22 protein-coding genes are annotated in these 20675 nt (G+C 62.2%); 4 read left to right on the plus strand and 18 right to left on the minus strand.

Annotation, left to right across the window (positions count from 1 at the left end; genetic code table 11):
• The first annotated feature begins 167 nt into the window (after nt 1-167).
• Nucleotides 168-686 carry an inner membrane protein YiaA gene (gene yiaA / locus AAIL67_RS17745; protein ID WP_224648782.1) on the plus strand — a complete coding sequence of 173 codons (519 nt, stop codon included), beginning with the start codon at nt 168-170 and terminating at the stop codon, nt 684-686.
• Nucleotides 687-713: 27 nt separating this feature from the next.
• Here the strand turns inward: yiaA and AAIL67_RS17750 are convergent, their stop codons facing one another.
• The 3 genes from AAIL67_RS17750 to panD all read right to left on the minus strand — a co-directional run bounded on the left by AAIL67_RS17750 (nt 714) and on the right by panD (nt 2303).
• The gene (locus tag AAIL67_RS17750) at nt 714-1397 is read right to left on the minus strand and encodes a tRNA-uridine aminocarboxypropyltransferase (protein WP_224648781.1); all 684 of its coding nucleotides are present in this window, start codon (nt 1395-1397) and stop codon (nt 714-716) included.
• 121 nt (nt 1398-1518) lie between these two features.
• Nucleotides 1519-1884, minus strand: coding sequence for a 5-carboxymethyl-2-hydroxymuconate Delta-isomerase (locus AAIL67_RS17755; protein WP_034355716.1), 366 nt, complete (start codon nt 1882-1884; stop codon nt 1519-1521).
• A 38-nt stretch (nt 1885-1922) separates the two neighbouring features.
• Nucleotides 1923-2303, minus strand: coding sequence for an aspartate 1-decarboxylase (gene panD / locus AAIL67_RS17760; protein WP_003065787.1), 381 nt, complete (start codon nt 2301-2303; stop codon nt 1923-1925).
• 347 nt (nt 2304-2650) lie between these two features.
• Between panD and AAIL67_RS17765 the strand changes: the two genes are divergently transcribed.
• Nucleotides 2651-3679: a porin gene (locus AAIL67_RS17765; protein ID WP_343484489.1), complete on the plus strand. Its 1029-nt coding sequence runs from the start codon at nt 2651-2653 to the stop codon at nt 3677-3679.
• 165 nt (nt 3680-3844) lie between these two features.
• Here the strand turns inward: AAIL67_RS17765 and AAIL67_RS17770 are convergent, their stop codons facing one another.
• From AAIL67_RS17770 to AAIL67_RS17790, 5 genes are all read right to left on the minus strand, one after another.
• Nucleotides 3845-4210 carry a 6-carboxytetrahydropterin synthase gene (locus tag AAIL67_RS17770; protein ID WP_034391679.1) on the minus strand — a complete coding sequence of 122 codons (366 nt, stop codon included), beginning with the start codon at nt 4208-4210 and terminating at the stop codon, nt 3845-3847.
• Nucleotides 4211-4348: 138 nt separating this feature from the next.
• Nucleotides 4349-4987 (minus strand): 7-carboxy-7-deazaguanine synthase, encoded by a 639-nt coding sequence (gene queE / locus AAIL67_RS17775; protein ID WP_224648779.1) that lies wholly within the window; start codon nt 4985-4987, stop codon nt 4349-4351.
• A 136-nt stretch (nt 4988-5123) separates the two neighbouring features.
• The gene (locus AAIL67_RS17780; protein WP_003065796.1) at nt 5124-5981 is read right to left on the minus strand and encodes a ScpA family protein; all 858 of its coding nucleotides are present in this window, start codon (nt 5979-5981) and stop codon (nt 5124-5126) included.
• A gap of 70 nt (nt 5982-6051) precedes the next feature.
• Nucleotides 6052-6258, minus strand: coding sequence for a DUF3460 family protein (locus tag AAIL67_RS17785; protein ID WP_003051953.1), 207 nt, complete (start codon nt 6256-6258; stop codon nt 6052-6054).
• Nucleotides 6259-6635: 377 nt separating this feature from the next.
• Nucleotides 6636-7094 carry a hypothetical protein gene (locus AAIL67_RS17790; protein WP_343484490.1) on the minus strand — a complete coding sequence of 153 codons (459 nt, stop codon included), beginning with the start codon at nt 7092-7094 and terminating at the stop codon, nt 6636-6638.
• A 106-nt stretch (nt 7095-7200) separates the two neighbouring features.
• Here AAIL67_RS17790 and AAIL67_RS17795 point away from each other — a divergent pair, with 106 nt between their 5' ends.
• Both AAIL67_RS17795 and AAIL67_RS17800 read left to right on the plus strand, forming a co-directional pair.
• Nucleotides 7201-7707: an outer membrane protein assembly factor BamE gene (locus AAIL67_RS17795; protein ID WP_343484491.1), complete on the plus strand. Its 507-nt coding sequence runs from the start codon at nt 7201-7203 to the stop codon at nt 7705-7707.
• Between the two features lie 321 nt (nt 7708-8028).
• Nucleotides 8029-8736, plus strand: a complete 708-nt coding sequence (locus AAIL67_RS17800; protein WP_063664993.1) for a YitT family protein — start codon at nt 8029-8031, stop codon at nt 8734-8736.
• Between the two features lie 164 nt (nt 8737-8900).
• Here the strand turns inward: AAIL67_RS17800 and soxZ are convergent, their stop codons facing one another.
• From soxZ to AAIL67_RS17850, 10 genes are all read right to left on the minus strand, one after another.
• Nucleotides 8901-9230 carry a thiosulfate oxidation carrier complex protein SoxZ gene (gene soxZ / locus AAIL67_RS17805; protein ID WP_343484492.1) on the minus strand — a complete coding sequence of 110 codons (330 nt, stop codon included), beginning with the start codon at nt 9228-9230 and terminating at the stop codon, nt 8901-8903.
• Nucleotides 9231-9420: 190 nt separating this feature from the next.
• Nucleotides 9421-9909 (minus strand): thiosulfate oxidation carrier protein SoxY, encoded by a 489-nt coding sequence (locus AAIL67_RS17810; protein ID WP_034355701.1) that lies wholly within the window; start codon nt 9907-9909, stop codon nt 9421-9423.
• 159 nt (nt 9910-10068) lie between these two features.
• Entirely contained in the window at nt 10069-11400 is a 1332-nt protein-coding gene (locus AAIL67_RS17815) for an FAD/NAD(P)-binding oxidoreductase (RefSeq protein WP_343484493.1), read from the minus strand.
• A gap of 187 nt (nt 11401-11587) precedes the next feature.
• The gene (locus AAIL67_RS17820) at nt 11588-12610 is read right to left on the minus strand and encodes a YeeE/YedE family protein (RefSeq protein ID WP_224648769.1); all 1023 of its coding nucleotides are present in this window, start codon (nt 12608-12610) and stop codon (nt 11588-11590) included.
• 173 nt (nt 12611-12783) lie between these two features.
• Complete coding sequence (locus AAIL67_RS17825) at nt 12784-14061, minus strand: NAD(P)/FAD-dependent oxidoreductase (protein ID WP_045838587.1); 1278 nt, start codon at nt 14059-14061, stop codon at nt 12784-12786.
• Nucleotides 14061-14390: a c-type cytochrome gene (locus tag AAIL67_RS17830; protein WP_034391663.1), complete on the minus strand. Its 330-nt coding sequence runs from the start codon at nt 14388-14390 to the stop codon at nt 14061-14063. The genes AAIL67_RS17825 and AAIL67_RS17830 overlap by 1 nt, the downstream gene beginning before the upstream one ends.
• 339 nt (nt 14391-14729) lie before the next feature.
• A complete protein-coding gene (locus tag AAIL67_RS17835) occupies nt 14730-14999 on the minus strand; it encodes a hypothetical protein (RefSeq protein WP_238585691.1) in 270 nt (89 codons plus the stop codon).
• A gap of 184 nt (nt 15000-15183) precedes the next feature.
• Nucleotides 15184-17331 (minus strand): methionine--tRNA ligase, encoded by a 2148-nt coding sequence (gene metG / locus AAIL67_RS17840; protein ID WP_034405108.1) that lies wholly within the window; start codon nt 17329-17331, stop codon nt 15184-15186.
• A gap of 229 nt (nt 17332-17560) precedes the next feature.
• The gene (locus AAIL67_RS17845) at nt 17561-19306 is read right to left on the minus strand and encodes a diguanylate cyclase (protein ID WP_343484494.1); all 1746 of its coding nucleotides are present in this window, start codon (nt 19304-19306) and stop codon (nt 17561-17563) included.
• A 75-nt stretch (nt 19307-19381) separates the two neighbouring features.
• Nucleotides 19382-20668 carry a patatin-like phospholipase family protein gene (locus AAIL67_RS17850; RefSeq protein ID WP_343484495.1) on the minus strand — a complete coding sequence of 429 codons (1287 nt, stop codon included), beginning with the start codon at nt 20666-20668 and terminating at the stop codon, nt 19382-19384.
• Nucleotides 20669-20675: the final 7 nt, after the last annotated feature.

Consider the following 20675-nt stretch of genomic DNA (forward strand, 5'->3'; position numbering starts at 1 on the left):
ATGGTTGTAGCTCAGGGCATATGTAAGCATGCTTGCAACCCAAGCCCAGCGCCTGGTGAGTAAAAACAGCTCTTTGGGTATCTTCTGGCGATACCTTGTGAAGAAACTCTTGGCTTGAGAGAATGGATTTTCTACTATCCGTTCACCACAACTTTCGAGACAAGCTCATGAACTCTCAAGCCGTCACCAGCCACAAGCCTTCAACAGCCTTTGTCGGCGCATCCTGGGCCGCCTTGCTGCTGGGTGTCGTAGCCTTCATGGCCGGGCTGTGGAATGCAGCCATGCAGCTCAACGAGAAAGGCTTTTACTTTGCCGTGCTGGTGCTGGGCATGTACTCGGCCATCTCGCTGCAGAAAACCGTGCGCGACAAGCTCGAAGGCGTTGCCGTGACCGGCATTTACTACGGCATCAGCTGGGTGGCGCTGATCATCGCGGTGCTGCTTCTGGGCACAGGTCTCTTCAACGCCACGTTGCAGCTCAGCGAAAAAGGTTTCTATGCCATGGCTTTTGCGCTGGCCCTGTTCGGTGCGATTGCCGTGCAGAAAAACACCCGCGACAGCCTGAGCGCCGACGATGGAGCAGCAGAGCGCAAGCGCGGCAAGAGCGAGCGCAGCGGCCCCGCTCTGGTGGTGACCGATCCCGCCAAGCCTGCCGATGTGCCTGAGCAGGTGGTCAATAACCGCTGAGTCGAAAAGCCGTTTGATGGCTGAACATCAGGCGCTCCTTTGGGGCGCCTGATTGTGTTGGCGCAGCTGCATTTGCTGCGCCACAAACTGCTTGAAGACTTCATGTAGTGTTGAATTGGCTGACCCATCTGCGGTCCAGTTGTGCAGCTGTGCCAGGGCCTGGGCCGCTGCCTCGAAGCTGGAGAGCTGCCCTGGCAGATGGGCCTTGCGGATGGCGTAGCCGGAGTCCTCCACATTTTGGAGGGGCAGGCGCGGCAGGGCTTGCAGTGCAGGATTGAGATAGAGCATCTTGCGGCTTTTGCGCCAGGTGCCGTCGATGACCACCAGCCGAAAGCGCTCTGGCGGCTGCGGCCAGGGCAAAGGCAGGGGGCTGGCCGCAGCCAGCCCCAGGGCGGCATCCTGCTCTGCGGTATCGGGGTAGAGCAGCAGGCTGTGGCGTGGCGCACCATCGGTATCGGCCCAGCTGGCCCAGCTTCCATGGAGAGCCGCTTCCAGCTCGGCGGCATCGAATTCCTCGCCCACCATGACCCGACTATGCGGCAGACACAGATGCAGCAAATGCCCCGTGCCCTTGGCTTCATGCAATTCCATGGGATGCATGAGGATCAGCACTTCGGCCTGATGCGCGACCGCCTGGGCCAGCGAGCAGATGCAGGTGCGCAGTGCTCGGTGACAGTGGGGGCAGCGGGGGCGAGAGTCAGGTCTGCTCATGATTCAAGAGCTGTTTGTGCCTTTGGAGAAGGCAAGGCGATTTTTATTCAGGCCGATGTCCCTGAAACAGCAACGCCCGCAAGCATGGGCTGCGGGCGCTGTTGCGGGAGTCGTGAAGGACTTACAGGCGACCCTTGAAGTAGGTGGCCTTGTCCATATCGGATACGTCCACGCTCAGCTGCACCATCACATCGGCAGGCTGGGGCACGAGGCGGCTCAGGACTTCGGCGATGCCGTCCGACATCTGCTTCTTGGCTTCGGTGCTGCGGCCTGCCATCAGCTGCAGGTGTACATGGACAAAGCCGCGCTTTTCGGGCTGGGTGCCGATATAGACATGGTCCATGTTCAGGCGGGCAATACGGGCCTTCACATCGGCTTCATCGAGAACGGTGGGATGGGAGCAGACCACAGCGTTGATGTCGCGCATCAGTTCGCGCTCGTTCAGGCCGGTCAGGTTGTCGGTGTATTCAATATGCAGATGAGGCATGGAGTTCTCTCGCTCGGTGTTGGAGGCAAAAGCCGTTTTTACAGCATCTGGGTGGGCACTTTGTGGCGCAGCTCGACCTGTTTGTTGCTGTCGTCCACAAAGACCAGCTGGGGCTGGTGCTCGGCCACATCGCTTTCATGAACCTGGGCAAAGGCGGCAATGATGAGCAGATCGCCCACGCTGGCGCGGCGAGCGGCCGAACCGTTGACGGAAATCATGCCCGAGCCGCGCTCGCCCTTGATGGCGTAGGTCACGAAGCGCTCTCCGTTGTCGATATTCCAGATATGGACCTGTTCGTTTTCAGCAATGTTGGCGGCATCCAGCAGATCCTCGTCGATGGCGCAGGAGCCTTCGTAGTGCAGCTCGCATTGCGTGGTCTTGACGCGGTGGATCTTGGATTTGAGCAGGGTGCGGAACATGGTTGTCTCTCTGGGGCGCTTTGCGCGTTGCTGAAATGGGGCAGGCCTGTGCTTGCGAAAAATCACGCAAGTCTAAATGCGATCGGTAAAACCCATGTAGTTCATTGAGGGCATTGACAGGGAAATGCGGCGCCTGCGCATTCTCGATGTCGATAGTTCTGCCAACCGCTGATGTAGGACGATGTGACGATTGTGGTTGAGATTGTTGTTTTGTTGAGAATTTAAGGGTTGTAACTAATGTTTCATTTTCACTTTGTTTAATGACTTCAGTCCCAGACGGGGCCCGTCCAAGGCAGGCCATTTCCGTACTGCATGGGCTTTCTCATTTCTACAAACAAGTGAACAGCATGAAACGAACTCTTCTCGCCCTTGCCGCCCTGACCGTTTCCGCCGGTGCCCTGGCTCAATCCAGCGTGACCGTCTTTGGCGTGGCCGACGTGTCGGTGGCCCATATCTCCACGACCGGCAAAAGCGTTTCCGGCCTGGCCAACGGCGGCAACTCCAGCAGCCGTCTGGGCTTTCGCGGCGTGGAAGATCTGGGCGGCGGCATGAAGGCCGATTTCTGGCTGGAGGGCAGCCTGAGCGTGGACGACGGCACGGCTTCCGGTTTCAAGTTCGATCGCCGCTCCACCGTTAGCCTGCTGGGCAACTTCGGTGAAGTCCGCCTGGGTCGCGACAAGACCCCCGCCTACCAGAACCTGGAAACCTTCCATGCCTTTGGCGACACCGGCATGGGCGCCATCAACGGCCATAACCTGATCAGCGGCTCGGCTGCAGGCACCTCCGAAGGCTCCAACCCCAAGCGCAACTCCAATGCCATCAGCTATCTGCTGCCCAAGCTGGGTGGCGTCTACGGTCAGCTGACCCACAGCTTCGGCGAGCAGGCCGACGACCACAGCCTGGCCAGCTCCACCGGCTTGCGTCTGGGCTATGCCAACGGTCCCCTGAACGTTGCCGCAGCCTACGGCATCGCCCGCGGCGGCACGGCTGCCGCTGGCGTGGACTACAAGACCATGAATCTGGGCGCTTCCTACAACTTCGGCGTTGTCACTCCCATGCTGCTGATCGCGTCCGACCGCGGCAACGGCAAGCGTGTCGATCTGTACAGCCTGGGCGTGAAGATGCCTCTGGGCGCCGGCGAACTGCGCGCAGCCTATACCTGGTACAAGGACAAGAAGCAAAGCGATGCGGACTCCCAGCGTCTTGCCCTGGGCTATGGCTACAAGCTGTCCAAGCGCACCGAAATCTATGCGGCCGTGGCACGCATGAGCAACGACGACAAGGCTTCCCGCAAGCTGGGTTCGTCGCTGAGCCCTACACCCGCTGTGGGCAAGAGCCTGACGGGCTACGAAATCGGCCTGCGCCACAATTTCTAAGAGCATGGGCAGCAAAGAGCTGTGGCGGCTGCCGCACTCTGCTGCCTGATGATCTTGCCGAGTTAGGCCTCCTGGTGGGGAAGCCGTCTGACTCTCAGCAAGCTGGCCCCGCAATAGCGGGGCTTTTTTTTGGGGGGTGTTTCGGGGCTTATGCGGCGGCTGTCTTCAGGACAGATCGAGCACGCAACCGTCGCCGATGCTGTCGCGCCAGACGCGGATGCGGCTGGGCGCGGGCTCAAGATCGGCCAGGGCATTGGCGATGAAGAGACAGAGGTTTTCCAGCGTGGGCTTGCCCAGGCCCGGCACTTCATCGAGAAAGTGATGGTCTAGTTGATCGCGCAGCAACTCCAGGCGCGCGCGCAGGTGGCCGAGGTCGATGACCATGCCGTTGTCCGGATTGCGCGGGCCTCTCACGCTGACTTCCGCCCAATAAGTGTGGCCGTGAATACGGCGGCTGCCCTCGGTCTCGATAGCGCGCTCCAGCGTGTGGGCGGCATCGAAGAAAAAACGCTGGTGAACGGTGAACTGCATATCAGTGATCGGTGGCGCTGAGCATTGCCTTCGGCCTTTGAGCTGGGAACGAACCCCATGGCGCACGGCCAGCAAGGGCCGCCCCGCAGCAAAGGCCGTCGTCCCCCCGGGGGGAAGGCGCGAAGCGACTCAGGGGGGTCATCTAATTCCCGTGAGCTTGTGGGTTTGCAGGCTCAGGCGCCAGCCGGGGCGCTGCATGCATTGCGCGATACAGGCGGCAATATTGCTGCCCTGCTGGGCGTTGTCCATGGGCTGCAGAAAATAGTGCTGGAACTCGGTGCTGGCTTCAATGGCCGCCAGATCGAACGTGGGCTGAGGCCAGACCAGCTTGAGCTCCTGCCCGCTGCGCTGAATCCAGTCCGCACCGGCCTTGGGGCTGATGCACAGCCAGTCTATGCCTTCGGGTGCGGCCACCGTGCCATTGCTTTCCACCGAGATACGAAAACCGCGCATATGCAGGGCTGAGATCAGGGCCTGGTCGACCTGCAGCAAAGGCTCGCCGCCCGTCAACACCACCATGCGGTGCCGGCTGTCGTCGGCGGGCCACTGGCCCAGAATGCGCTCGGCCAGTTCATCGGCCGTGGCGAACTTGCCGCCCAGCGTGCCGTCGGTTCCGACAAAATCGGTGTCGCAGAACTGGCAGATGGCCTTGGGCCTGTCCTGCTCACGGCCGGTCCACAGATTGCAGCCCGCAAAGCGGCAGAACACGGCTGGCATGCCGGCCTGGCCGCCTTCGCCTTGCAAGGTGTAGAAAATTTCTTTGACGCTGTATGTCATGTCGTGTGTGTCGCGTCAAGGCGCGGTGGAACAGGAGGCTGGCGTGCTGCAGCCCAGGATGCGAATGTAAGCCCTTGCTGAACTTCTGGTGGGCCATAGGGTTACAAGGCCGAGGCCCTGCAACTGTTCTCCGGCCTCACACCGGGGTATAGGCCAGGCGCACATAAATGGGCGCGTAGGCTTCGGCCTGGGTGATTTCGATCAGCGTTTCCTTGGCCAGCTCCAGCATGGCGATAAAGGTGACGACCAGCACGGTCGAGCCTTTTTCCGGATTGAAGATGCGCTCGAACTCCACAAAACGCTGACCCTGCAGCTGCTTGAGGATCTGGCTCATGTACTCGCGCACCGACAGCTCTTCGCGCGTGATCTTGTGGCTTTGCACCAGCTTGGCGCGCTTGAGGATGTCGCGCCAGGCGGCTTGCAGCTCGCCGATTTCCACATCCGGAAAGCGCGGTTGCAGGCTTTGCTCGATATAGACCGTGGCCTTGAGAAAGTCGCGCCCGTAGGTGGGCAGCTGTCCCAGTTGCTGGGCGGCCAGCTTCATCTGCTCGTATTCGAGCAGGCGGCGCACCAGCTCGGCGCGCGGATCCTCGGCTTCTTCGCCGTCCTCCTGCTTCTTGGGCGGCAGCAGCATGCGCGACTTGATCTCGATGAGCATGGCCGCCATCAGCAGATATTCGGCTGCCAGCTCCAGATTGCGGCTGCGCACCTCGTCCACATAGGTCATGTACTGGCGCGTCACGTCCAGCATGGGGATGTCGAGGATATTGAAGTTCTGCTTGCGGATCAGGTAGAGCAGCAAGTCCAGCGGGCCTTCAAAGGCTTCGAGAAAGACTTCCAGCGCATCGGGCGGGATATAGAGATCCTGGGGGAGCGCAAACAGCGGCTCGCCGTACAGGCGTGCCAGGGCCACCTGATCGACGACCGAAGGCGACGGATCAGAAGCGTCCGGGTTCTGGCCCGGCAACAGGGTCTGTTCTTCAGCCTCGCTCATGGTCTGCTATGGATTGCAGAGCTGAGCGCGCTTGATGAGTAAGCGCTTGAGGCTGATTTCATCGAAAAGATCAGGAGTGGTTGGTCTGGTACACGTAGGGCTGTTGTTCCACGCGACCGGCGCGCAGATCTTCCCAGACTTCATAGTTCACGTCCTTGTCCCACAGCAGGGCGCGACCGGCTTGCTGTTGCTTGTCCAGCTCGGGCTTTTGCTGCTTCAGGTCGTTGATGAAGTTGGTGGTGTCGGAACGGTAGTCGGGGCGGCGGAAGAAAGACATATGTGTAAAACCTCTCAGAACAGCGGATTTTAGCCCGACGCGGGCGCCAGGCCCGCACCGGGCCTTTAGAACGTGCTTGCGATCTCCTCGCGCCGCGACAGAGGCTTTGCGGGATGGGATGCCAGGGGGCGGCACCCTGCGCGCGATACCGCAGCAATAGCTCTGCTGTTGCGAGGATTTGCGCGGACGGCGAGGCAACGCCGCAGACCGCCCCTGACCGGACGTCCGCAAAGACACTGTCCCGAAGGGTTGGAGCGAAATCGGGCGATTTCTGCGCGCTGGCCCTTGCTTGCACCCCGGTGCAAGCGGCGAGCCACCGCTTCGAACTCATCCCGATTGCGCTCCAACGCGGCTGCGTAGAGATCGCAAGCTCGTTCTTATAGATCCTTGAGACAGATCTGCGCGAACTCCTTGCAGTCGTCCGAGGCCAATGGCGAATCGACGATCTTGCGCAGCACAGCGGCAAATTCGGCGGATCCGACCGGGTTCGGATCATTGCGCTGGAAGTCCTCGTCCACGCGCATGGTGCGGTCCAGCCAGCCTATCACCTGCACGCTGGGTTGGCGCTCCAGCGACGCCAGCAAGGCTGGGGTGTAGGAGGCCATGGGGTGCTCCTCGATCAGGCTGCCGAACGGACCGGGGCCGCCGTAGTCCAGTTCGGGATAGGTTTCGATCAGCGCCAGGATATGGGGCAGGACCTGCTCCAGTGCGGCGTCCTGCAGTGTCTCCAGGTGTTCGTAGACGGGATCAATGATCAGCCATTTGTCCTGCTGATCCCGGGCCGCCTGTGCTGCGCTGCTGAATTGGGAAAACAGTTGTTCTAGGGTTGTGCTCACTGGGGATGACTCCGTTTTGACAAGCGTTTGCAAAAGTGGCGCGTGTGCGCGGGTGGCTTGATGTCAGAATTCGCATTCTGTCTGGCAAGCATTGTGATTCAAGCCCATGAATATTTTTTCCCGTTTGACGGCGGCCCTGGCGGCGGCTGCAATCAGCACCCTGGCGCTGCTGGGCTGTGACGAGCAGAAGATCAAGGAGCTGGAGGAAGGCCTGTCCACCGAGGCCGATGTGCGTGCGAAGTTTGGCGAGCCCGAGCGCATCTGGAACGAGGAAGATGGCTCGCGAACCTTCGAGTACAACCGTCAGCCTGCCGGCGCCAGGAACTACATGATCACCATAGGCGCGGACGGCAAGATGAGTGCGCTGCGCCAGGTGCTGGCTCCGCATGTGTTTGCCAAGGTCGTGCCCGGCATGGAGGGAAACGAGGTGCGCCGCATGCTGGGCAAGCCCGCCAAGATGATGACTTACAAGCTCAAGCAGGAAACCGACTGGGACTGGAACTACATCGATCCACCCACTCGCGAGATGCAGTTCACGGTCACCTTTGGCTCCGATGGCCGGGTGCTGCGCACGCTCAACCGCGAGCGCCTGCCCGACGAGTCGCGCGGCTGATCGCCTGCAAAGCCACCGGATCTGTTCAAAGCCCTGTTTGCGATGGCGCAGACAGGGCTTTTTTGCCTCTGGTCTGAAGAGGGGCTGAATGCTGTGGTGGCGGGGGAGTCGAGATGCTTCTGAATTGATAGCTATTGGCGCTTTAACTGTAAGCGACGGAAGCCGAAAAGAGTGAAATATACGGCGGAGTTGCGCCTGAAATTCCCCTTCGAGATTTGTTGCGTTGCAGCAAATCATGTGCATACAGCATGAGTCCATCCGTAAAATTAAGGGGTTTCCCGGTGTTATCCGCACCGGCTCGCCCCGGTCTTTATCGAGATCATGGGCATCAATCTTGCTGTCTTACCCGACATGTCCACACCGCTATCTTCTTCGGCCAGCTCTGCACTGGCCGGCCGCATGGATGCCCCCGCTGCTGCTGCACCGGCCACTTCGGGCCTGCGCCATGGCCGCTTCGAGGACGCGCAGGCCCTGTTCACGGGCTCGCTGTTTGTCTCCATCACCATGATGCTGTTTGCGCAGGCGGGACTGCTCACGGGCAGCACGGCGGGCGTGGCCTTTTTGCTCCACTATGTGACGGGACTGCCTTTCGGTGCCATTTTCTTCGTCATCAATCTGCCGTTCTACTGGTTTGCCTGGAAGCGCATGGGCGCGGAATTCACGATCAAGACCTTTGTCTCGGTTGCCATGCTGGCGCTGATGGCCGATGTGGGCCCGCGCTTCATTCATATCGACTACCTGAATCCGCTTTATGCGGCCGTGGCTGGAGGCTTGCTCATGGGATCGGGTTGCCTGTTCCTGGCACGCCATCATTCCAGCCTGGGCGGGGCCACCATCGTCTCGCTCTATCTGCAGGACCGCTACGGCATTCGCGCCGGCAAGGTGCAGATGATGATCGACTGCACTGTTGTGCTGCTGGCGCTGGTCGTCGTGCCGCTGGAGCGTGTGGCGTATTCGGTGCTTGCGGCGGTGATCATGAGCATGTTTCTGTGGATCAGTCATCGCCCCGGCCGCTATCAGGGCAACTGAGGTCTGTCATTCATGAAAAAGCCCCGCTCCGGTGCAAACCGGGCGGGGCTTTTTCATCGCCGGGCCACCCCAAGATAAAACGCCGGGGCCGCCTAGGCCCTCTCCGAGGGCCCAGCCACACCTAGTGGGCAAGCGTGGGGAGCCATTTCTCATGGCTCTCGCGATCAGGTGACGCTGATTGTCTTCTGGGCGCTCAGTGTCTGGCCTTGCTCGTCCTTCCACTGCATATTCAGCTCGCCGCTTTCGCGCGCCACAAAGGTGAACTCGATATAAGGGTTCTGGGCAATCGAAATACCTGGCTCCCAGGCAAACAGCAAGGTATTGCCCAGCTTGGCTTCAAAGCGGCTGACGATATTGCGCGGGCGCACCTTGCCCGTGGCCGGGTCGGTGCGCAGACCGCTTTCCATCACATGTTCCATCTGCGCGCGCACGCGCAGCACTTCGCCTTTCTTGGGGGTGGCATTGCTGACCCATACGCGGGGTGGTTTATTCATCAAAATTCCTTTCAGTTCAGGCATCTATCGTGAATGTGGATGCAACTACGCTCCATACCAGAAGCGGGCCTGGGCCAGCAACCGCCGCGCAAAGGCCGCCCTGCCGCGCGGGCGGTGTCCCCCTCGGCCACGCAAAGCGTGGCACAACAGAGGGGGAAGGCGCGCAGCGACTCAGGGGGTGTTTCCAGATTCACATGCCGCAGCCGCTGGCGGCCACGGTCGTTGCCTGTTTGGCGACCAGGATCTTGCCGCTTTTCATGCGTGCCAGGGCATGCACGGTCTGCGACTGGGACAGGCGTATGCGCACCGCCGCCTCGGCCGTTCCGGCTGCTGCAGTGAACTGCATGCGGCAGGTCAGCGGCGAGGGGTTGAGCTCGGCCAGCACGATGATCTCCTCGCACCAGTCCTGCTCGGTGATGGGCAGCGTCACTTTGACCTTGACGGGCACGGCGCTGGGGTTGTCGGCCAGCACGGGCACATCGAGCTGCAGGCCTTCGGCCAGGCCAGGCTTGCCGCTCGTGAACTGCTCCATGGCTTTTCTGAACTCGGCCGGGTTGGGGGCCAGCGGTCCGACCAACGGAGCCTTGGCCTGGGCGAGAGCAGGGGCGGGCAGAGCCAGACTGGCCCCGGCTGCCGCCGCGCTCAGCACCATGCTTCTACGGGTGGTGTTCTTGAACATTGCTTTTCTTCAATCCAATCAACAGAACTTCAAAACTCGCACCGGCTCCAAGCGAGAGACGCCAAGCAAGAGCCGCCTCGCGGCGGGGGCGCCTAGCAGAGGGCGTCGTCCCCCTCCCGAAGAGAGAGGGGGAAGCGGCAAAGCCGCTCAGGGGGAGATTTAAGTGCCCAAGAAATCACCGAACTTGCCGTTGATCCAGGCAAAGTCTTCCTTGACGAGATCGGAGGTGCGCACGTCCATGTCGATCTGGGTCTGGTTGACCTGGCCGCTGGCGTCCACCTCGTATTCGAACTTCACCGAAATTTCTTCCTGAGGGTCGCCGTTGACCATCATGTAGCAGAGGTTGTCGGGCAGCCGGGCCACGACCTCCTTGCCGGCCACGCGCTCGGCAATGTTCCGGGCGACGATCTTGCCGATGTAGTTGGCCACATGGCCGCTCTTGGGGTAGTGGCCGAACTGGGGCGAGATCGCGCCCATCAGATCGCCGACAAAATACACGCGGTCGTCGCTCTTGGCGTGGAACAGGCGGTTGTGCATATCGGCCCAGCCCGTGGGCTTGCCGGTGGCCGCATCCTTGCCGATGAGGTCTGCCTTCCAGACCATGTCTGCGGCCTGGTGGGGCGGCATGAGGATGGCATCGTCAAACTTGAAGTCGCCTGCAGCGGTCTTGATCTGCTTGTTGAAGGGGTCCACTTCCTTGACGCCGGCATTGGGCACATGGGTGATGATGTCTACGTACAGCTCCTCGAAAGCCTGCTTGTAGCCCACGCCGATGGGGGCGATCTTGGGCTTGGGGTCGAGGATCAGGATCTTGCCGGGAATCTTGTTCTTCTTGATATGCCAGGCGATCAGGCAGGCGCGCTCATAGGGCGAGGGCGGGCAGCGATGCGGTGGAGGCGGCAGCGTCATCACCAGCGTGCCTCCCTTGAAGTTCTTGACCTTGCTCTTGAGCGAGAGCATTTCCTGATTGGGGATGTAGGCGTTGGGAAAGTGGGTGCGCGTGTACTCGATGGCGTGCTGGTCGTTGCCAAACCAGGCCTCGTAATCGTTGCGAATGCCGCCCGAGAGAATCAGGAAGTCGTACTCGATCAGGCCATGGGCCGTGCGCACCAGCTTTTTGTCGCGCTCGAAACCCGTGACTTCGGTCTGCAGCAGCGTGTAGCCGTATTTGTTGGCCGGGTGCAGCATGTCGCGGTTCACGAAGTCCGTGCCAACTATGTCCACCAGCCATTTGTTGCTCATGGGGCCTGACCAGAAGGTCGGATTGCGCTCCAGCAGCACGACGTCGGAAGCGGGAATCAGCTCGCGCAGATAGCGTGCCGCCGTGAGGCCGCCCCAGCCGCCGCCGCAGATCACGATGCGCGGTCCCTTGCCCTTGCGCGGCAGGATGGGCGACTGGCTGCTGATGATGGCGGGTGCAGCCATTGCCGGGCCGGCAGCGGCGCCCAGGGCGAGTGCGGGCGGAGTCCAGAGGAAATGGCGACGTTGCATGAGCATTGCTCCTGTAATGGGAATGAAGGCCTGATCAAGGCCTCGGATTCGGGGGAGGGAAGCAAGCTTGGGCGCAGCGCGATGGGATTGCCTCTCAGCCGACACGCGGCACAAGCAGAGCTGGTGGCTGCAGATTCTAGGAGCAGGCCCTGATCCGGCGTCGGCGAATACCCAAGCGAAGCCAGCGCTATTGCTGGCGCAGCAGGCGCAGGCTGAGAAGCGCTCCGAGCAGGATGCCGGCAACGGCCGCAAAGCTGGCCAGCGACAGCGTGGACAGCCCGCTTAGCCCCTGGCCGATGGAGCAGCCTGCGGCCAGCACGCCGCCAATGCCCATCAGCAGGCCGCCACCGGCGCTGGCAGCCAGGCGGCTGGTGGAGTCAAAGCCTTCCCAGCGCGCCGTGCGGCTGCCAAGGGCTGCGAGAAAGGCGCCGGCGAGCACGCCCGCCGTCAGTGCCAGGCCTATGCCGGGCTCGCGGCCCACGGACAGCTGCAGGTAGAGCAGGGCCTCGGCAATCGGGCCGATGAAGCTCAGCGAGGTGAGGCGGGCCGACTCGAATTCATCGACCCCGATATGCGCGGTGATCCACCAGCCGGCAGCTACCAGCAGGCCGATGAGCAACGCGCTGCCCCACTGCAGCCGGCTCTGGCGCAGGCCGGGACGCAGCAGGGCGTAGGCCAGCAGCAGCAAGGCCAGCGCAAGCGTCAGCAGCCATGTATTCAAGGAAGACAGATAGGCGGGCAAGGTGGCGTGAGCTAGAGTGAGGGGGGTGATGTCCTGCAGCCACAGGCGCAGAGGCGTCAGCACACCGGTCATGGCCAGTTGCGCGCCCAGCGCCAGAAACACCAGGGTGACCAGAGAGCGCAGATTGCCTCCCGCCAGCAGCACCAGAGAGCGTGCTCCGCAGGCGCGTGCCAGCACCATGCCGATGCCAAACAGCAAACCACCAATCAGCACGCCAGCCATGGAAAAGCTGGGCCGCGCAATGGCGGCCTGGCTCAGATCGAGCATTCCCAGAGCCTGCAGCCCCTGCGAGGCCAGCAAGGCCACTGCCAGAGCCAGCGCAAAGGCCTGCAATGCAGGTGCCTGGCCCGCAGCGACTTCGGTATCTCGCCCCATTTGCTGGCGCAGGCCGCGCAGCAGACAGAAACGTCCCAGACGCGCGGCGACGCCGAAGGCCATGCCCAGCAAAAAAACAGACCACAACAACATATCAGTCGTTCAATAAAGCAGAGGAGGGCGGGTGGCAGAGATTCGCATCCAGCGCATGAAGCGTGAACTTTCGCTCGGGCTGGCGAGCAAGGGCCGCCCCGCAGCAAAGCCAGCGTCCCCCTTCCCGCAAGCGAAGCGTCGCGAGAGAAGGGGGAAGGCGCGGATGCCTCTATTCAACCACCCCAGATATCCGCGCTGATCGCTTTGTACCAGGCTGCGCCGTAGTCGGCCTCGGCCTTGCGGAAGGCGGCATCGCCGTTCAAGGGGCTCACGCCGCCGGAGTCTGGCACCTCGATCAGCTTGCCCGCCGCCGTGCGGTAGACGCCGGCCACGGAGATGCCGTAGTCGGTGCCGATCAGGCTGTAGCAGGTATTGGCAAAGGCCGCCGCAGGCAGGGGCTGGCCGCTCAGTTCGGCGGCAATCGCGGCAGCGGCCACCTTGCCTTGCGTATTGGCGGCAAAGCCGGACTTGGGCATGGGCGCGGCAATCGTGGCGTCGCCCAGCACATAGACATGCTGGACCTGAGTGGACTCAAAGGACTCGGGCTTGACGGGCACCCAGCCGCTGGCATTGGTCACGCCGGCACGGTCGGCAATAAAGCCGGCCTTCTGGGGCGGGATGACGTTGAGCACATCGGCCTTGTGCCTGGTGCCGAACGCGGTTTCCACTTCCAGGTTCTTGGCATCCACGCGTGTGACCTTGCCGTCATCGGCCTGCTTGACCCATTCGATCATGTCGCCATAAAGCGCTTTCCAGCCCTGAATGAACAGACCTTGCTTGGAGAAGGCATCCTTGTCGTCCAGCAGCAAAATCTTGGACCGGGGTTTGTGCTTCTTGAGGTAGTGCGCCACCATGGCCGCGCGCTCGTAGGGACCGGGCGGGCAGCGGAAAGGGTTGGCAGGGATGACCATCACGAACTTGCCGCCGTCGGGCATGGCTTCGAGCTGCTTCTTGAGCAACTGGGTCTGCGCTCCGGCCTTCCAGGCATGGGGAGCAAGCTGGGCGGCCGCCTCGTCATAGCCTTCCAGTGCATTCCAGCGCATGTCGATGCCGGGCGAGAGCACCAGCTTGTCATAGCTCAGCGCCTGACCGTTGGACAGCAGCACGCGCCTGGAGTCGGTCAGGACCTGGTCGGCACGTGCATGGACCACGTTCACGCCGGCCTTGCGCAGACCGCCGTAGCCGTGGCCTATGCTGTCCCAGCTGCGCAGGCCGGCCAGGTACAGATTGGAGAAGGGGCAGGTATAGAAGCGCTCGGCCGGCTCCACCAGTGTGACCTGGATATGCGGTGCGAACTGGCGCAGATAGCGCGCGGCCGTGGCTCCGCCAAAGCCGCCTCCGATCACGACCACGTGGGCCGAAGCTGCCTTGGCCTGGACGATGGCGGGCACGGCGAAACTGGCTGCGCCGGCGGCGGCACCGCCGAGAATTTGACGACGATTGATCTGCATTACTGGCCCTTCTTGCTGAACCACTGGGCCAGCGCTTTGAGTTGCTCATCGTCGTAGCCCTTGGCCAGACGGGTCATGACGGTGGCGTCCTTGGCGGTGCCGGCCTTGAAGGCCTGCAGGCGCTGCAGCAGATGGGCCTCGGGCAGGCCGCGCAGCTGGGGAATGACGCCCGTGGAGCGGCCGTCCGGGCCGTGGCAGTTGGCGCAGCTGGCAGCCAGCACGGCCACATCCTGCACACGCAAGGAGGTGGCAGCAGAGCTGGCCAGGCTGGGCAGCGGCGCTGCCAGGGCAAGAGCCAGCCATAGCGCAGAGCGCGCTGAAGTGAGCAAGGGTTTCGATCGCATGGGGCCTCCCGTTGTCCCCACGCAAGGCCGCGTGGGGGATTTATGACCTCGATGCCTGAATGTGCGCGGCCTTTGTTATGTGTGGCGAATGTCGAGCATTCTTCTGGGCAGGGGCGGAGCAGGCAGAGCTGATGGAGTCGGATTCTAGGAAGCGGACCGGCTCTGACAAGCTCAATATCCCGGTGGTGTAACAGGAAGTTATTGGTTATTTAGTTATGCGCTGCGCTTGTGCTTGTGGGTGCGCGCCAGGGCATGAAAAAACCGCATTGCGCTATCTGATGTGTAGCGCGATGCGGTTTCCTGTGAACGGATACGGGTGATTCGTCAGTTTTGCGGCGGCAGTCCGTCAGAGGGCGCGGCAGGTATGGTGTTGGCGGTCGCTGCCGGCATTTCTGCCGCTGCGGGAGCGCTTGCCGACGGATCGCGGTAGCGAATATTCACGCCGCTGGCATCGGGCTGATCCTCATCCATCAAGGCATCGGCGGCCTTGCCAACCCCCTTGCCCACGATCTTGGCTGTGCCGATGGCGGCATCGGCGGCCAGGCCCACGGCCCCGGCTGTCACGCTGATGGCAGTGCCGGTGACGGCGATCACGGTGCAGCCCGAAAGCGCCAGGCATAAAAAAGCTCCAGCCAGCCAGAAGCCGCAGGAGCCTGATGAGGCACGCCCCCGGGAGGAGACACCGGGCAAGCGCCTAAGGCGGCCCTGCCGCCTCGCGGCGAAGGTATCGTCCCCTCGGGGGGAAGGCGCCGAAGGCGACTCAGGGGGGATCATGAGATCAATGAATCCGCATGCCGGGCTGGGCGCCGGGGAAGGGTTCCAGCACATAGATGCCGGGGTGGGCCTTCTCGTCGGCATGGCTGGCGGCCAGCACCATGCCTTCGGACAGTCCGAACTTCATCTTGCGCGGAGCCAGATTGGCCACCATCACCGTCAGCTTGCCCTGCAGCTGCTCAGGCTGGTACATGCTGCTGATGCCGCTGAACACGTTGCGGGTCCTGGGCTGGCCGTTTTCGTCCTTCTCGCCCACGTCCAGCGTCAGCTGCAGCAGCTTGGTCGAGCCTTCGACCGTCTTGCATTCCAGAATCCTGGCGATGCGCAGATCGACCTTGGCAAAGTCGTCGATGCTGATGGTCTCGGCCAGCGGCTCGCCGCCGGGGGCATTGGGGTCGATCACGGGCTCGGCCTTCTTGGCCGCCTTCTTCTCGGCCTTGGCGGGTTCGGCGGCGGGGGCGGCCTGGCCGGCGGGCGCTTCGAACAGGGCTTCGAGCTGCTTGGGATCGACGCGCTGCATCAGATGCTGGTAGATGCCGATCTGGTGGCCTGCGCCCAGAGGCTTGACCACGTCGGCAAAGCTCTCGGGCGGCACGATGAGGAATCGGGCCACTTCGGCGGCCACGCCGGGCAGGATGGGACTCAGGTAGATGGTCAGGATGCGGAAGGCTTCGATGCAGGTCGTGCACACATCGTGCAGGCGGGCATCCATGCCTTCCTTCTTGGCCAGTTCCCAGGGCTTGTTGGCGTCCACATAGCTGTTGACCTTGTCGCACAGCAGCATGATCTCGCGCGCGGCACGGGCGCTGTCGCGGGCTTCGTAGGCGGCGACGATGGCGGTTTGCTGCTCGCGCAGAGCGGCCAGCAGGGCCTGGCCGTCTTCGCTTACCTGACCCAGCCTGCCGTCAAAGCGCTTGCTGATGAAGCCTGCGGCGCGCGAAGCGATGTTGACGTACTTGCCGATCAGGTCGGAGTTGACGCGCAGCATGAAGTCTTCGGGATTGAAGTCGATGTCTTCGTTCTTGCCGTTGAGCTTGGCGCCCAGGTAGTAGCGCAGCCACTCGGGGTTCATCTTGAGCGACAGGTACTTGAGCGGGTCGAGGCCGGTGCCGCGGCTCTTGCTCATCTTCTCGCCGTTGTTCACGGTCATGAAGCCGTGCACGCAGATCCTGGTCGGAGTCTTGCGGCCGCTGAACTTGAGCATCGCAGGCCAGAACAGCGTGTGGAAGGTGATGATGTCCTTGCCGATGAAGTGGTACTGCTCCAGGTCGGGGTCGGCCATATAGGCGTCGTAGTCTTCGCCGCGTCGGTTGAGCAGTTCCTTGAGCGATGCCAGATAGCCCACGGGCGCATCGAGCCAGACATAGAAGTACTTGCCCGGCGCGTCGGGGATCTCGATGCCGAAGTAAGGCGCGTCGCGGCTGATGTCCCAGTCGTCCAGGCCTTCGCTGGTCGAGCCGTCGGGGTTGGTGCGCACGCCGAACCATTCCTTGATCTTGGCCGCCACTTCGGGCTGCACATGCTTGCCGTTCTGCGTCCACTCGGTCAGGAACTCTACGGCGCGCGGATCGGAGAGCTTGAAGAAGAAATGTTCGGACGACTTCATCACCGGCGTGGCACCCGACAGGGCCGAGAACGGGTTGATGAGGTCGGTGGGCGCGTAAACCGAGCTGCAGACTTCGCAGTTGTCGCCGTACTGGTCCTTGGCGTGGCAGCGCGGGCATTCGCCCTTGATGAAGCGGTCGGGCAGGAACATGTTCTTCTCGGGATCGAAGAACTGCTCGATGGTGCGGGTTTCGATGAAGCCGGCCTTCTTCAGGTCCAGATAGATCTGCTTGGACAGCTCGTGGTTTTCGGCGCTGTCGGTGTTGCTCCAGTTGTCGAAGGCGATATGGAAGCCGTCGAGATACTGCTTGCGGCCGGCGGCGATGTCGGCCACGAACTGCTGGGGCGTCTTGCCGGCCTTTTCGGCGGCAATCATGATGGGCGCGCCGTGGGCGTCGTCGGCACCCACGAAGTTGACCGCATTGCCCTGCATTCGCTGCGCACGCACCCAGGTGTCGGCCTGGATGTATTCCATGATGTGGCCGATGTGGAAGTTGCCGTTGGCGTACGGCAGGGCGGTGGTGACGAATAGTTTGCGTGCGGTCATGAGGAAACAGCTTTCACAGAGAACCTGTCATTCTAGAAGGGCTTGGCGCCAGGGTGCGGGCGCGGGTTTTGCGGCGGCGCCCACCGAGTTCGTTCGGGAACGGTAGTTGCTTTGTTTTTTATAGCTAATTACGTAGTTCAAATATTGTTTTCAATGTAAAAATAATAGTAATTCTATGAATATAAAGCGTAAGCAGCTTCAAAATTGGAAGCGATAGCCGAGGCTGCGCTCAACTCACCGCAGGCCTTTTGTTGCGGTACATGTCCTGGTCGGCCACCTTGAGCAGACTTTGCGCGTCCTGGGCATCCCTGGGATACAGGGCCTGCCCCACGGATGCGCCCACAGTCACGGCTTCGCCCTCGGGAATGCCTTGCAGCGTGCCCAGCGGCTGCTGCAGCGCATGCTCTATCTTCAGGCGCACGGCCTGAACCTGCTCCTCGTCGCTGACGCCGCGCAGGATGAGGATGAACTCGTCACCGCCCAGACGCGCCACGACGTCATCCGGGCGCAGCAGATTGCGCAGGCGCAGGCTGATCTCGGCCAGTGCCAGATCGCCGTTGTCATGGCCCCAGCGGTCATTGAGCGGCTTGAAGCGATCCAGGTCCACAAACAGCAGGGCAAACGGGGCGGCCATGTTCTGGCCGGGCAGGGGGCGGGTGAGTGTGGTCAGAATATGCTGCAGTGCGCTGCGGTTGCTGGCTCCGGTCAGTGGATCGGTAAACAGGCTGTGGCGCATGCGGTGGAAATTGTGGGCCAGCTCGCCAATTTCATCGCGGCGCTGCACTTCGATCGGCGTGTCGATTTCGCCCAGGCCCACGCGGCGCACGGCGCGGGTCAGCGAGCGCATATCGTTGGCCACTGCGCCGAAGATGCGGGTGCCGATGACGACGGCCACGACCAGGGCCAGCAGGCCCAGGCTGCCCACCAGGGCCATATGGCGGTAGACGCCGGCCAGCATGTCCTTGTGCGGCACGGCCACCACGGCCATCCAGTCCTGACCGGCTCCATTGCTCAGGCGCCGGTAGGCAATGCGAATATGGTTGTGCCTGTCATCTTCGAGCAGGGCCGTGCCGGGGCCGTCGCTGGACAGCGAGGACTGGAAGGCGCCCTGGATTTTGTCGTACACCGCCTGAATCAGCGGGTCCTGGCTGTTGGCGGCGCTCATGCGCTCCAGCTTGCCGTCTTCGCGCCGGTGGATGTTGGGCATGCCGGTGGCTGCGATCAGGGAGCCGTCGGCCTCGATGATGAAGGCGCGGCCATGTTCGCTTAGATGCAGCTGGTTGACGAATTCGTTGAGCGCGCGCAGCGAAATATCAGTGGCAATCACACCCTCTAGGCTGCCCTTGCTGGAGAGAATGCGGCGTGCGCGAGTGAGCACCAGGTCCTTGGCGCTGAAGTCGATATAGGCAGGAGTCCAGATCACATCGGTCGACTCCGCGGCAAGCTTGAACCAGGGGCGCTGGCGCGGCTCGAACAGATTGGTTTCGGTGGATTCGTAGATCGGCTCGGCATGCATGCCGGCGACCTTGAAGTAGCTGCGGTGCTCGCCGGGCTGAATCTTGAGGCGCAACTGGCCCAGTTCTGGAGCCACTCGCTTGAGAGCAATGCCCTGGCCCGCGATATTGGCGTAGTAAACATAGTCATTGGGCCGGGTATGCAGCGAGGTCGCCACCCACAGCCGGGAGATCAGGTCGGGAATATGTTCGCGGATGTCGGCAGCTACGGGCTGGCCGCTGGGAAACGCAGCCTCCAGCACGGCGCTGGACGGGTGCAGGTGACGATCCACGATCAGCGCGATACGCTCGGCTTTCTCTTCCATCACCTGTTCGGACAAGGCGGACACCGTGTTGCTGCCCGTCCAGTACCAGAGCATGCCCAGGGCCGATGTCAGCAGCGCAATCAGTGCAACAAAAGGCAGGATCAGCGAGAGCTTGAGCGATTTGGAAGCGCGGATGGGCTGTGGGGATGGAGTCACTAGGCGATTGCCGGAAAGATGATGAAGGTCATGCAAAGTGTCTCACGCATCATTTGCCTGGCTCCTTTCGCATCATTAACATTTGTTACATTCTTGAGGCCAACCCAGGAAGGCGCACAGCTCCTCACTTCGGGCCAGTGCGTCTTTGCGGCCCAGTGCTATCAGTTCACGGGTATAGCCTTGCTCAAACAGCAGGTAGCTGGCCAGCGCACCGTCACGCATGGGGTTGCCCGTGCCTGAGCGCACGCCCAGCGTGGCCAGCAGGGTGCGCACCGGCAGCGGCAGCTTGTCGATGTGGCGCGTGGCAATATCGTCGATGCGCTCGCTGGGGGTGATGGCCAGTACCTCGATAGGGCGCAGCCGGCTGTGAATGCGCTCGGCCGGAGAAATCAGGCTCAGCGTGTGATTGATGCGTTCGGCACGCTCTATGTCCACAGCCAGCGTGTCCAGAAAAATGCTGGACAGCGCGTGCCCGGCCACCTGGGCCAGTGTGGGATAGCTGGCATCGACCTGCGGCTGGCTGCTCACAGGCTCGTGGCGTCTGCCCGCGCCGACGACCAGCAGTTTGCTGGCGCCCAGATGAATCGCTGGTGCCAGGGGCGCAGTCTGGCGCATGGAGCCGTCGCCGAAATGCTCGAGATGTCCGTCCATGGGCAGCGGCATGGCTGGAAATATGAAGGGCAGGGCCGACGAGGCCAGCAGGTGATCGGCGGTCAGCAGGGTCTGCACGGCCTTGCGCTGGTCGCGCACCCAGGGGCTCAAGGCCTCGCGAGTCTGAAAGAAAGTGATGTGCTGACCGCTGCTGTAGCTGGATGCGGTAATGGCCAGGGCGTGCAGATGACCGCTGTCGATGAGCTGTGGGATGCGCTCGAAAGGCATGAGGCCGCTGTTCATCAGGGTTTTGAGCGGAGCATTGTCCAGCAGCGAGCGCGGGCGCATGCGGCTCCAGCGGGCCAGCGCCCAGCCCAGCGACAACAGCGTCAGCCAGCGTGCGCCGCTGCGCAGCACGCTGAGCGAGTCGGCCTTGTAGATTTGCTCGGTATGCATATGGCCCCAGACATGCAACATGCGCCGCACTGCGCTGTCAAAGGCATCGGCATGGCAAGCCAGGGCTGCGACATTGATGGCGCCTGCCGATGTGCCTGCAAGCACTGGAAAGGGATTGGGGCCATGCTGCAGACCGCGAGCGCGGCGCAGCTCGGCGATGGCGGCCAGCACGCCGACCTGGTAGGCAGCCCGGGCGCCGCCGCCGCTGAGCAACAGGCCGGTCTGCCCGATGCTGGAGCTAGGGCCTATGGAGCTCTGCCGCTCTGCTTCGGCAAGACTGGATGGGAGGGTGGGAGAGAACTGCACTGCCGCCATGGCTGCA

The sequence above is a fragment of the Comamonas sp. A7-5 genome (assembly GCF_039581385.1).
GTDB lineage: Bacteria > Pseudomonadota > Gammaproteobacteria > Burkholderiales > Burkholderiaceae_C > Comamonas > Comamonas thiooxydans.

What these genes read in the sequence shown, in the direction of transcription:
- yiaA (WP_224648782.1), top strand. Translation starts at nt 168, where the DNA reads ATGAACTCTCAAGCCGTCACCAGCCACAAGCCTTCAACAGCCTTTGTC.
- AAIL67_RS17750 (WP_224648781.1), bottom strand. Translation starts at nt 1,397, where the DNA reads ATGAGCAGACCTGACTCTCGCCCCCGCTGCCCCCACTGTCACCGAGCA.
- AAIL67_RS17755 (WP_034355716.1), bottom strand. Translation starts at nt 1,884, where the DNA reads ATGCCTCATCTGCATATTGAATACACCGACAACCTGACCGGCCTGAAC.
- panD (WP_003065787.1), bottom strand. Translation starts at nt 2,303, where the DNA reads ATGTTCCGCACCCTGCTCAAATCCAAGATCCACCGCGTCAAGACCACG.
- AAIL67_RS17765 (WP_343484489.1), top strand. Translation starts at nt 2,651, where the DNA reads ATGAAACGAACTCTTCTCGCCCTTGCCGCCCTGACCGTTTCCGCCGGT.
- AAIL67_RS17770 (WP_034391679.1), bottom strand. Translation starts at nt 4,210, where the DNA reads ATGCAGTTCACCGTTCACCAGCGTTTTTTCTTCGATGCCGCCCACACG.
- queE (WP_224648779.1), bottom strand. Translation starts at nt 4,987, where the DNA reads ATGACATACAGCGTCAAAGAAATTTTCTACACCTTGCAAGGCGAAGGC.
- AAIL67_RS17780 (WP_003065796.1), bottom strand. Translation starts at nt 5,981, where the DNA reads ATGAGCGAGGCTGAAGAACAGACCCTGTTGCCGGGCCAGAACCCGGAC.
- AAIL67_RS17785 (WP_003051953.1), bottom strand. Translation starts at nt 6,258, where the DNA reads ATGTCTTTCTTCCGCCGCCCCGACTACCGTTCCGACACCACCAACTTC.
- AAIL67_RS17795 (WP_343484491.1), top strand. Translation starts at nt 7,201, where the DNA reads ATGAATATTTTTTCCCGTTTGACGGCGGCCCTGGCGGCGGCTGCAATC.
- AAIL67_RS17800 (WP_063664993.1), top strand. Translation starts at nt 8,029, where the DNA reads ATGGGCATCAATCTTGCTGTCTTACCCGACATGTCCACACCGCTATCT.
- soxZ (WP_343484492.1), bottom strand. Translation starts at nt 9,230, where the DNA reads ATGAATAAACCACCCCGCGTATGGGTCAGCAATGCCACCCCCAAGAAA.
- AAIL67_RS17810 (WP_034355701.1), bottom strand. Translation starts at nt 9,909, where the DNA reads ATGTTCAAGAACACCACCCGTAGAAGCATGGTGCTGAGCGCGGCGGCA.
- AAIL67_RS17815 (WP_343484493.1), bottom strand. Translation starts at nt 11,400, where the DNA reads ATGCAACGTCGCCATTTCCTCTGGACTCCGCCCGCACTCGCCCTGGGC.
- AAIL67_RS17820 (WP_224648769.1), bottom strand. Translation starts at nt 12,610, where the DNA reads ATGTTGTTGTGGTCTGTTTTTTTGCTGGGCATGGCCTTCGGCGTCGCC.
- AAIL67_RS17825 (WP_045838587.1), bottom strand. Translation starts at nt 14,061, where the DNA reads ATGCAGATCAATCGTCGTCAAATTCTCGGCGGTGCCGCCGCCGGCGCA.
- metG (WP_034405108.1), bottom strand. Translation starts at nt 17,331, where the DNA reads ATGACCGCACGCAAACTATTCGTCACCACCGCCCTGCCGTACGCCAAC.
- AAIL67_RS17850 (WP_343484495.1), bottom strand. Translation starts at nt 20,668, where the DNA reads ATGGCGGCAGTGCAGTTCTCTCCCACCCTCCCATCCAGTCTTGCCGAA.